At 67.8% G+C, this 10,514-nt stretch carries 10 protein-coding genes; 6 read left to right on the top strand and 4 right to left on the bottom strand.

Going from position 1 to position 10,514, the window contains the following annotated elements; all coding sequences use genetic code 11:
- Positions 1 to 959, bottom strand: a 959-nt coding sequence (locus tag KO481_RS32680; protein ID WP_215922325.1) for a thiolase family protein, incomplete at its 3' end; no start/stop codon positions are given.
- A 108-nt stretch (positions 960 to 1,067) separates the two neighbouring features.
- On the opposite strand from KO481_RS32680, the gene KO481_RS32675 reads away from it, so the two are divergent.
- Entirely contained in the window at positions 1,068 to 1,559 is a 492-nt protein-coding gene (locus tag KO481_RS32675) for a winged helix-turn-helix transcriptional regulator (RefSeq protein ID WP_245401793.1), read from the top strand.
- Between the two features lie 99 nt (positions 1,560 to 1,658).
- Here the strand turns inward: KO481_RS32675 and KO481_RS32670 are convergent, their stop codons facing one another.
- Entirely contained in the window at positions 1,659 to 2,744 is a 1,086-nt protein-coding gene (locus KO481_RS32670) for an ABC transporter ATP-binding protein (RefSeq protein WP_215922323.1), read from the bottom strand.
- Positions 2,745 to 2,939: 195 nt separating this feature from the next.
- On the opposite strand from KO481_RS32670, the gene KO481_RS32665 reads away from it, so the two are divergent.
- Positions 2,940 to 3,734, top strand: coding sequence for an LLM class F420-dependent oxidoreductase (locus tag KO481_RS32665; RefSeq protein WP_215922322.1), 795 nt, complete (start codon positions 2,940 to 2,942; stop codon positions 3,732 to 3,734).
- A gap of 446 nt (positions 3,735 to 4,180) precedes the next feature.
- On the opposite strand, the gene KO481_RS32660 is transcribed toward KO481_RS32665, so the two are convergent.
- Positions 4,181 to 4,669, bottom strand: coding sequence for a MarR family winged helix-turn-helix transcriptional regulator (locus KO481_RS32660; RefSeq protein WP_215922321.1), 489 nt, complete (start codon positions 4,667 to 4,669; stop codon positions 4,181 to 4,183).
- Between the two features lie 184 nt (positions 4,670 to 4,853).
- On the opposite strand from KO481_RS32660, the gene KO481_RS32655 reads away from it, so the two are divergent.
- The 4 genes from KO481_RS32655 to KO481_RS32640 all read left to right on the top strand — a co-directional run bounded on the left by KO481_RS32655 (position 4,854) and on the right by KO481_RS32640 (position 9,679).
- Positions 4,854 to 6,662, top strand: coding sequence for an ABC transporter substrate-binding protein/permease (locus KO481_RS32655; RefSeq protein WP_372452156.1), 1,809 nt, complete (start codon positions 4,854 to 4,856; stop codon positions 6,660 to 6,662).
- A 66-nt stretch (positions 6,663 to 6,728) separates the two neighbouring features.
- The gene (locus KO481_RS32650; protein ID WP_215922319.1) at positions 6,729 to 8,531 is read left to right on the top strand and encodes an ABC transporter substrate-binding protein/permease; all 1,803 of its coding nucleotides are present in this window, start codon (positions 6,729 to 6,731) and stop codon (positions 8,529 to 8,531) included.
- Positions 8,528 to 9,271, top strand: coding sequence for an amino acid ABC transporter ATP-binding protein (locus KO481_RS32645; RefSeq protein WP_215922318.1), 744 nt, complete (start codon positions 8,528 to 8,530; stop codon positions 9,269 to 9,271). Before KO481_RS32650 ends, KO481_RS32645 begins: the two co-directional genes overlap by 4 nt.
- Positions 9,272 to 9,382: 111 nt before the next feature.
- The gene (locus tag KO481_RS32640) at positions 9,383 to 9,679 is read left to right on the top strand and encodes a hypothetical protein (protein ID WP_215922317.1); all 297 of its coding nucleotides are present in this window, start codon (positions 9,383 to 9,385) and stop codon (positions 9,677 to 9,679) included.
- 72 nt (positions 9,680 to 9,751) lie between these two features.
- Here KO481_RS32640 and KO481_RS32635 read toward each other — a convergent pair whose 3' ends face one another.
- Complete coding sequence (locus KO481_RS32635; protein WP_215922316.1) at positions 9,752 to 10,501, bottom strand: glycoside hydrolase family 25 protein; 750 nt, start codon at positions 10,499 to 10,501, stop codon at positions 9,752 to 9,754.
- Between the last annotated feature and the right edge of the window lie 13 nt (positions 10,502 to 10,514).

The raw sequence follows: 10,514 nt of genomic DNA, 5'->3' as shown, positions 1-10,514 counted from the left end.
ACCACCGACGCGAAGGCCTCGTTGACCTCGAACAGATCGATGTCCGCCAGACTCAGGCCGCTGCGCTGCAACACCTTCCGGGTCGCGGGAATCACGGCGGTCAGCATCAGCAGCGGATCGTCGCCGGCGACGGAGAAGCTGTGCAGCCTCGCCAGCGGCCGCAGGCCCAGTTGTGCGGCCCGCTCGCCGGTCATGATCAGCACCGCGGCGCTGCCGTCGTTGATCTGACTGGCGTTGGCAGCGGTCACATTCCAGCCGATCTGCGGGAAGCGGGCGGCGTACTCGGGGCTGTAGAAGGCCGGGCGCAGCGCGCCCAGCGTCTCCAGCGTGCTGCCGATGCGGATGCCCTCGTCCGTGGCGAGTCCGTCCAGCGGCGCGAGTTCCGCCGCGAAGGATCCGTTCTTCGTTGCCGCCGCGGCCTTTTCGTGGCTGGACAGGGAGAATTCGTCCATGGCCGTACGGCCGATGTTCCAGCGCGCCGCGATCAGTTCCGCGCTGATGCCCTGTGGCACCAGGCCTTCCGGATAGCGCTCGGCGAACGCCACGCCGCCGATGTCGTCCGCCCCGATCAGGTTGGCGCCCATCGGTACCCGGCTCATCGACTCCAGTCCGGCGGCGACCACGACGTCGTACGCGCCGGCGATAACGCCCTGTGCGGCGAAGGCGATGGCCTGCTGGCTGCTGCCACACTGCCGGTCGACCGTCGTGGCGGGCACCGATTCGGGGTATCCGGCGGCCAGCGCGGCCCGGCGGGTGAGGTTGGCGGCCTGCTCGCCGACCTGGGTGACGACACCACCGATCACATCGTCGATCAGCACCGGGTCGATGCCGCTGCGCTCGACCACCTCGCGCAGGCTGTGCGCCAGCAGGTCCACCGGATGCACCTGATGCAGGCCGCCGGTGGGCTTGCCCTTTCCGATCGGGGTGCGCACGGCCTCGACGATCACTGCGTCTCTCATGGCGATTCCCTTCGGTCGGCCGCCGCTCCGCGGCCTAACTAACTTCCTCTATAGTCAGATTAGAAGCTGGCAATACTCGCCACAAGTCAGAGTTGTATGATGTGCGTCATGCCCGTTGTGCTGGAAGGTCCGTTGCGCGATCTGCGTTCGTGGAAGCCCGATCACTGCTCGATCGTCAAGGCGCTCGACGTCGTCGGCACGCGCTCGGCGATCCTGATCCTGCGCGAGGCGATGTACGGCACCACGCGCTTCGACGGATTCGCCGAGCGTGTCGGCATCACCGATGCCGCCGCGGCCGCCGCGCTGCGCAGGCTCACCGCCGCCGGCCTGCTCCGCAAACGGCCCTATCGGGAAGAGGGCAAACGCACTCGCAACGAGTACGTGCTGACCGAGATGGGGCAGGACGCGCTCCCGGTGGTCCTCGCGCTGTGGCAGTGGGGCGATGCGTACCTGCAGGACGGCATCCCGCCGCTGGAGCGGGTCGAGAACGGTACCGACGATCCGGTCCGGGTGGAGATCCGCAGCGCCGCGGGACGCGAAGTCCCCGTGGACGATCTGCGCATTCGCCTCAACAAGGCCTGGCGGCGGCCGCGGGACTGACACCGGTTCCCGGGCGCGGTATGCCGTTGCGGCGGGCGCTCGTTTCGGATTGCCGCGACCGGACCGGCCGCGCGGGGCCGGCCCGGCCGGGAGAGGAAATCAGTTGAGGCGCTTGCCGTCCGAGGGCTCGAAGAAGTAGATGTGCTCCCCGTCCGCGGTGAGCGAGAGCTTCTCGCCCTTGGCGGGAGGATTGCGCCAGTCGACGCGCGCGACGATGCTTTCGCCGGTGCCCGAACCGTTTTCACCGACGGCACGGCCGTAGACGTAGGCGTCCGAGCCCAGCTCCTCGACCACGTCCACCTCCATCGCGATGCCCGCGTCGCCGCCGGTGAATTCGAAGTGCTCGGGCCGGATGCCGACCACGACGGTGCCGTCGGCGGCGTCGGAGACCGACCGCGGCACCGGCAGCGCGTGCCCGCCGATGCTGACCGTGCCGTCCTTCAGGGGCAGCGTGAACAGGTTCATCGCGGGCGAGCCCATGAATCCCGCGACGAACAGGTTGGCCGGATTCCGGTACAGATCGCGCGGGGTCGCGCACTGCTGCAGGATGCCGTCCTTGAGCACCGCGACCCGGTCGCCCATGGTCATCGCCTCGACCTGGTCGTGCGTGACGTAGACGGTGGTGGTGCCCAGGCGCCGCTGCAGCTGCGCGATCTGGGTGCGGGTCTGCACGCGCAGCTTGGCGTCCAGGTTGGACAGCGGCTCGTCCATCAGGAAGACCTGCGGCTGGCGCACGATCGCGCGGCCCATCGCCACGCGCTGGCGCTGACCGCCGGACAGCGCCTTGGGCTTGCGGTCCAGATACTGCTCCAGGTCCAGGAGTTTCGCGGCCTCGAGCACCCGCTTCTCCTTCTCCGCCTTGGCGACCTTGGCCATCTTCAGCGCGAAACCCATGTTCTCCGCGACGGTCATGTGCGGGTAGAGCGCGTAGTTCTGGAACACCATCGCGATATCGCGCTGCTTGGGTTCGGCATTGGTGACGTCGTTCTCGCCGATCAGGATGCGACCGCCGTCGACATCCTCGAGCCCGGCGAGCATGCGCAGCGAGGTCGACTTGCCGCAGCCGGACGGGCCGACCAGGACCAGGAATTCGCCGTCGGCGATCTCCAGGTTCAGCGCGTCGACGGCGGGTTTGGTGGCGCCCGGGTACAGGCGGGTCGCATGGTCGAAGGTGACCGTGGCCATGAGAAATCATCCCTTCACCGGCAGGAACGTGCCGGACGATCCGAGTAGAGGGTGGTGGCGGCGGTGCCGCAGGCTCGAATCCTACTGGTCGGGCGGTGCGTGTGTGAGGTGAAAGGTCGGGATCGTGCAGCGGAGGTAGCCTCGGTGTTGGTCACCGATAGTCTCCACAGCCCATCCTCCAGGAGAAGCACACCCATGACTCGACCAGTTCGCATCGGCGTTCAGCTCCAGCCACAGCACGCACCCAGGTACGACCTCATCCGCGACGCCGTGCGCCGCGCCGAGGACGCGGGTGTGGACGTCGTCTTCAACTGGGATCATTTCTATCCGCTGTACGGCGACCCCGAGGGCGCCCACTTCGAGTGCTGGACCATGCTCGGCGCGATCGCCGAGCAGACCGAGCGGGTGCAGCTGGGCGCGCTGGTCAGCGGCGGCGGATACCGGAACCCGGACCTGCTCGCCGATATGGCCCGCACCGTCGACCACATCTCCGGCGGCCGCCTGATCCTGGGCATCGGCGCGGGCTGGTTCCAGAAGGACTACGACCAGTACGGCTACGAATTCGGTACGCCCGGAACGCGTCTGGCGCTGCTGAAGGAATACATGGAGCGCCTGACCGCGCGGCTGGGCAAGCTCAATCCCCAACCGCTGCGCGACATTCCGATCCTGATCGGCGGCGGCGGTGAGCGCAAGACGCTGCGGCTGGTCGCCGAGTACGCCGACATCTGGCACACCTTCGCCAAACTCGATGTGCTCGAGCACAAGTCGAAGATCCTGGCCGACCACTGCGCGGTCGCCGGCACCGATCCCGCCGCCATCGAGCGGTCGGTGGACTGGCCGGGTGTCGAGGCGGCCCCGGCGCTGGTCGCCGCGGGCGTGACGATGTTCACCGTCGGTTCCGGCGGGCCCGACTACGACCTGAGCGTCGTGGAGGAGGCGATCCGCTGGCGCGACGAGTTCAATCCGGAATCCGTCGCGGGTATCGCCTGAGCTGCATCTTCTGCCTCCGCTTCGCTCCGGCTGTTTTTCGGCGTACAGGACCTACCCACCTCGCCGCCTCCGCCGGCTCACCATCCCCGGATGGGCTCGTCGTTCGGGCACCGCTGCTCGCTCCTTCGTTGCCTGCGCTGCGGCACCCGAACGACGGGCCGCGCCGAAAAACCTGTAGGTCTACTTGCTATGCCTGTCGCTTCGCGGGCGAGTTCCAGCCGGATGGAGGCGCTTCGTCGTTGGGCTCGTCGGTGGTTGCGTAATCGGGCCGTCGTCGCGGCGCAGTGGCACCCGAATGACGGGCCGCGTCGAAAGCCTGCGGGTCTACTTGCTCAGCCTGTCGCTTCGCGGGCGAGTTCCAGCCGGACGGAGGTGCTTCGCCGCTGGGCGCGTCGGTGGTTTCGTTGGCGACGCATCGCGCGGGCTGAGTGATTGCGGCGCTTCGTCTACGAAGTTGTCGGTGATTCGTGTTCGCCGGTGATCTCCTCGGGCGGCAGCGCGGTCAGTGCCTCGAGTGCGCGCAGGAGTCCGGCGCGGTCGGCGGGGTCGATGCGGGCCAGCACCTGCTCCTCGTGCCGCTGGATCTGCGCCTGTGCGGCGCGGCACAGGCGCAGCCCCTCGTCGGTGAGCGCCAGCAGATGCACGCGGCGGTCGGCCGGGTCGGGGTAGCGATCGATCAGGCCGCGGGCCTGCAGGTCGTCCAGGATCGGGATGATGCGGGTCTTGTCCGCCCCGGTCGCGGCGGCCAGGCGGGCCTGGCTGCGGATCGGGTTGTCCGCCAGCGTGATCAGGACGACGTAGGCCCACATGGTCAGGTCGTGGGCGCGCAGGATCGGCAGCTCGGCCGCCGCGAAGCCCTGGGCCAGCGGCGCGAGCATCGCGGCGAGGTCTCTGCGGGTGGGTGCGGCCCGCCCGTCGTCCGGTTGATCGTCCATCTGCCTGAAACTGTAGCAATCCGCCGGAGCCCGGTTCCCGCGTGCGCGAGGCCGCGACAACTCGAATCACGCTGATCGCATGTGTTCCCGCCCGGGCCGCGGATCCGGATGATTGGCTGCCGTGCTCGACGATCCGTGCCCGCGCCACCCTCGTACGCGAAGGACCGGGCTAATGTTTGCTGCCATGGCCCGTTTGTCCCGATTCCGAAACCACGCGCTGGTCGCGATGCTTCTTGTCGCGCCATTGCTGCTCGTGGCGGGCTGTGGCTCCGATCACAGCAATTCACCGGCAAGCCGGGACCTGTGCTCGCCGCCGGGTGTGGCGTCGGCCTCGGCGGCCCCGACCAATCTGGCCTCCGGGGCGTCGGCGGGCGTGGACCGCTTCACGACGGCGACGGCCCCGCCGCTGGACTCGATCGATGTGACCAAGCTCGGGCTGCTGACCCCGGGCACCCTGAGCGTCGGCACGCTCTCGGACGCGCCGCCGAGCATCTGCGTGAACTCCGCGGGGACCTACACCGGCTTCGACAACGAGCTGCTGAAGGCGATCGGCGCGAAGCTCCATCTCCGGGTGCAGTTTTCGGGTACCGAATTTTCGGGCCTGCTGGCGCAGGTCGCGAACGGGCGCTTCGACGTCGGCTCCTCGAGCATCACGACCACCGATGCCCGCCGGCAGCTGGTCGCGTTCACCAACGGCTACGACTTCGGCTATTTCTCCCTGGTAGTCCCGAACGGCAGTGCCCTGCACGGCTTTTCGGACCTGCATCCCGGGCTGCGCATCGGCGTGGTGCAGGGCTCGGTGCAGGACGAGTACGTCTCGAACACGCTGCACATCGATCCGGTCAAGTTCCCGGACTACAACACCACCTACGCCAGCCTGAAGTCCGGTCAGATCGACGCCTGGGTCGCGCCTTCGGCACAGGCCACCGGCACGATCAAACCCGGTGACGCGGTCTCGATCGCGCAGAACACCTTCAGCCTCGACAACTTCACCGCCTGGGCGGTGCGCCAGGGCAATCAGCCGTTGATCGACGCCCTCGATGCCGGGCTGGACGCGGTGATCGCCGACGGCACGTACGCCAAGCTGTATTCCGACTGGGAGCCGCGGACGCTCCCGCCGGGCTGGAAGCCGGGCTCCAAGGCCGCGCCCATGCCGCAGCTGCCCGACTTCGCCGCGATCGCCGCCGCGCACAAGGGCACCGGCGCCTCCCAGGCCGCGCCCAAGTCGACGCTGGCCCAGCTGCGCGAGACCTTCTTCGACTGGTCCCTGTACCGCAAGGCTTTTCCCGATCTGTTCAAGACCGGCCTGCCGAATACGCTGATCCTGGCGCTGGTTTCGGGTGTGCTCGGCACGATTCTGGGCATGGTGCTGGCGGTGGCGGGTATTTCCCGCACCCGCTGGCTGCGGTGGCCGGCGCGGGTGTACACCGATATCTTCCGCGGGCTGCCCGCCGTGGTGATCATCCTGCTGATCGGCCTGGGCATCGGCCCGGTGGTCAAGGGGCTGACCGGGAACAATCCGTACTGGCTCGGTGCGGTGGCGCTGGCGCTGCTGGCCTCGGCCTACATCGGGGAGATCTTCCGCTCGGGTATCCAGTCCGTGGAGGCCGGGCAGCTGGAGGCGGCCCGGGCCATCGGATTCGGGTACCGGCAGTCGATGACGCTGGTGGTGATCCCGCAGGGTGTGCGAAGGGTGTTGCCCGCGTTGATGAATCAGTTCATCGCGTTGATCAAGGATTCGTCGCTGATCTACTTCCTGGGTCTGCTGTCCACGCAGCGCGAGCTGTTCGCAGTGGGCCGGGACCTGAACGCGCAGACCGGTAATCTGTCGCCGCTGGTGGCCGCGGGGTTGGTGTATCTGCTGCTTACGATTCCCCTGACGCATCTGGTGAACTACATCGACCGGCGCCTGCGTACCGGACGCGCGGAGCAGGCGATCGATCCCATTGATCCGGTCGACCAGGCCGTCGTCACCGAGGGGCGCGGAGCGTGATGGGCCGCAATACTTCCCAGCCATTGCGGGCCTACCGGACGCGTGGCGGGTTTACTGTCCTGTGGTATGGCCCGTATGCCGGTATCGCGGTCCCGCGCGCTGTTCGCGGTGATATCGCTTGTCAGTCTGATGTTCGTGGCCGCCTGCTCGAGCGGGGGCAGCGGCAATTCCACGCCGAGCCGGAACCTGTGCTCGCCGCCAGGCGTGGACTTCGCTTCCGCCGCACCGAAGAATCTGGCGGCCGGCGCGACCGCGGGGATCGACCAGTACACCACCGCGACGACGGTTCCGCTGGATCAGATCGACACCTCGGCGCTGGGGCTGGTCACTCCCGGAGTGCTCAGTGTGGGCACGCTGTCGGACGCCCCGCCCAGCGTGTGCGTGAACTCCCAGGGCGGCTTCACCGGCATCGACAACGAGCTGCTGAAGGCGATCGGCGCGAAACTCCATCTGCAGGTGCAGTTCTCGGGCACCGAATTCTCGGGCCTGCTGGCGGGTGTCGCGAACCGGCGCTTCGACGTCGGCGCGGCGAGCATCACCGCCACCGACGCGCGCCGCAAACTGGTGGACTTCACCAACGGCTACGACTTCGGCTACTTCTCCCTGGTGGTGCCGAGCGGCAGTGCCCTGCACGGCTTTTCGGATCTGCGCTCGGGCATCCGGATCGGCGTGGTGCAGGGCACTGTACAGGACGAGTACGTGGTCAACACGCTGCACCTGGACCCGGTCACCTTCCCGGACTTCAATACCGCGTACGCCAATCTGAAGACCGGCCAGATCGACGCCTGGGTGGCGCCGTCGGGGCAGGCCGCGGGGGCGATCCGGCCGGGCGATCCGGCCGCGGTGGTGCAGAACACCTTCAGCCTGTCCAACTTCGTCGGATATGCGGTGCGCCAGGGCAATCAGCCGCTGACCGATGCGCTGAACGCCGGGCTGGACGCGGTGATCGCCGACGGCACCTACGCCAAGATCTACTCCCAGTGGGAGCCGCGGCCCTTCCCGCCGGGCTGGAAGCCGGGCTCCAAGGCCGCGCCCATGCCGCAGGTGCCCGACTTCGACAAGATCGCGGCCGAACATCATTCCGCGCATGTGAAGCAGGCGGCGCCCAAGTCGACCCTGGCGCAGCTGCGGGACACCTTCTTCACCTGGTCCCTGTACGGCAAGGCTTTTCCCGATCTGTTCAAGACCGGCCTGCCGAATACGCTGATCCTGGCGCTGGTTTCGGGTGTGCTCGGCACGATTCTGGGCCTGCTGCTCGCGGTGGCCGGGATTTCCCGGACCCGCTGGTTGCGGTGGCCGGCGCGGGTGTACACCGATATCTTCCGCGGGCTGCCCGCGGTGGTGACCATCCTGGTCATCGGCCTGGGCATCGGCCCGATCGTCAAGAGCGTCACAGGGAACAACCCGTACTGGCTCGGTGCGGTGGCGCTGGCGCTGCTGGCCTCGGCCTACATCGGGGAGATCTTCCGCTCGGGCATCCAGTCCGTGGAGGCGGGGCAGATGGAGGCCGCCCGCGCGCTCGGGTTCCGGTACCGCCAGTCCATGACGCTGGTCGTCATACCCCAGGGTGTGCGAAGGGTCTTGCCCGCGTTGATGAATCAGTTCATCGTGCTGATCAAGGACTCGTCGCTGATCTACTTCCTGGGTCTGCTGTCCACCCAGCGCGAGCTGTTCGCGGTGGGCCGGGATCTCAACGCGCAGACGGGCAATCTGTCGCCGCTGGTGGCCGCGGGCCTGGTCTACCTCCTGATGACCATCCCGCTGACACATCTGGTGAACTACATCGATCATCGGCTGCGCACCGGCCGCGCCGACAAGGCCACCGAATCCATCGAACCGGCCGCCGCCACGGAAGGGCATGAAGCATGACCGAAACCACTCGGACCAGCTCCTCGCTCACCGGTACCGGACTGCATCTGACGCTGGGGCGCAATAAAGTGCTGCGCGGTGTCGACATCCACGTCGACGCCGGCAAGACCACCACCGTCATCGGGCCCTCGGGTTCGGGCAAGTCCACCCTGCTGCGCGTGCTGAACCGGCTGCACGAACCCGATTCCGGCGACGTGCTGATCGACGGCGTCTCGGTGCTGAAAGAGGATCCGGACCGGCTGCGCCAGCGCATCGGCATGGTGTTCCAGCACTTCAATCTGTTCCCGCACATGAGCGTCGCGGACAATGTGGCGCTGGGGCCGCGCAAGCTGCGTGGGCTGTCGCGGGAGGCGGCCCGCACGGTGGCTCTGGAACAGCTCGAGACCGTCGGCCTCGCGGCGCGCGCGGACACCCGGCCCGCCAACCTCTCCGGCGGTCAGCAGCAGCGGGTCGCGATCGCGCGGGCGCTGGCGATGAAGCCCGAGCTGATGCTCTTCGACGAGGCCACCTCCGCGCTGGATCCGGAGTTGGTCAAGGGAGTGCTCTCGCTGATGTCGGATCTGGCCTCGGGCGGTATGACGATGATCGTGGTGACCCACGAAATGGGGTTCGCCCGTTCGGTTTCCGACGCCGTCATGTTCATGGATCAGGGACAGCTCGTCGAATCGGGTGCTCCGGAGAAGATCTTCGACGACGCGCAGACTCCGCGGCTGCGGCAGTTCCTGTCCCAGGTGTTGTGAACAAGGTCGTATTCACGGTCTGTCACCCGGTCTGACCTGGATCAATGCGAATGTGTTGATGTAATGTCGTCGGCATCGTATCCATCCTCCTTGCGGAAGGAAGGCAGTTCGATGACTACAGCACACGCGACGCACGGCGATCACGACCATGTGCACGGCGAGGGATGCGGACACGTCTCGGTTCCGCACGGCGACCACGTCGACTTCGTCCACGACGGGCATCTGCACCGCGAGCACGACGGCCACTTCGACGAGTGCGAACCGGCCGGTCATACCGAGCACGGCGCGCACGACCACGTGCACGGCGAGGGCTGTGGACACGTCGGCGTACCGCATGGCGACCATGTGGACTACATCCACGACGGCCACCGGCACGCCGCGCACAACGGCCACTACGACGAGCACTGACCGCCGCGGGCCGGCCCCCGGCGCCGCGGGGTCCGCACCCTGTCCGGGTACGGACCCGCCCGCGCGCTCCGCTCAGCTGCTGCCGAGCGACGGGATATGCGCGTACCGGACGAAGTCGCCCTGTGCGCCGCTGTAGACGTTGACATCGGTGCCACCGCCGATACCGGGAACCCTGGCGGAATCGGTTGTCTGCCAGAACGTCCAGGTCGGCCAGCCGCCTGGGACATCGGGCTGTGGATGGCCGCTGTAGTCGGCGATCCACAGCGGATACCCGGTGAACTGATTCGAATTCGCCATGGCCGTGCGCCAGAAGCGGGGATAGGTGTAGACGATCGGCACCCGTCCGGTGAGCGCCTGCACGGTGTTGAGGTACCGGTGGGTCCAGTCGATGAGCGCGGCCGGGGGCAGCCCGCCCGAATTCTCCAGATCGAGCACCGGAGGCAGATCCAGCGGTCCGTTCTGGCCCAGCACCGCCGCGGCGTAGAACGCGGCCTGCGGTTCCGGCGGCAGCGCGGGCCGGGCGAAGTGGTACGTCCCGCGGGCCACCCCGGCCGCGCGCATCAGCAGGCTGTCCTGGACGAAGTAGGGGTTCGCATAGTCCAGGCCCTCGGTGGCCTTGAGCATGGCGAAGCTCTGGCCCGAGCCGCGCACGGCGAACCAGTTGATGAACCGGCCGTCCACGTGCTGCCAGGACGAGACGTCCGGCCCGGTGACGTCGGCCGCGGCCATGCCGGTAGCTGAAAGTACGCCCACTGCGGCCAGTGCCGCGATGGACAAGGGCGAGCGACGAACGTTCGAGCCAGCGATAGTGCGTCGATACATGGTTACGAGAGTA

Source organism: Nocardia albiluteola (assembly GCF_018860155.1).
GTDB lineage: Bacteria > Actinomycetota > Actinomycetes > Mycobacteriales > Mycobacteriaceae > Nocardia > Nocardia albiluteola.
The sequence above is the reverse complement of the archived record's forward strand: the minus strand, read 5'-3'. Positions and strand labels throughout refer to the sequence as shown.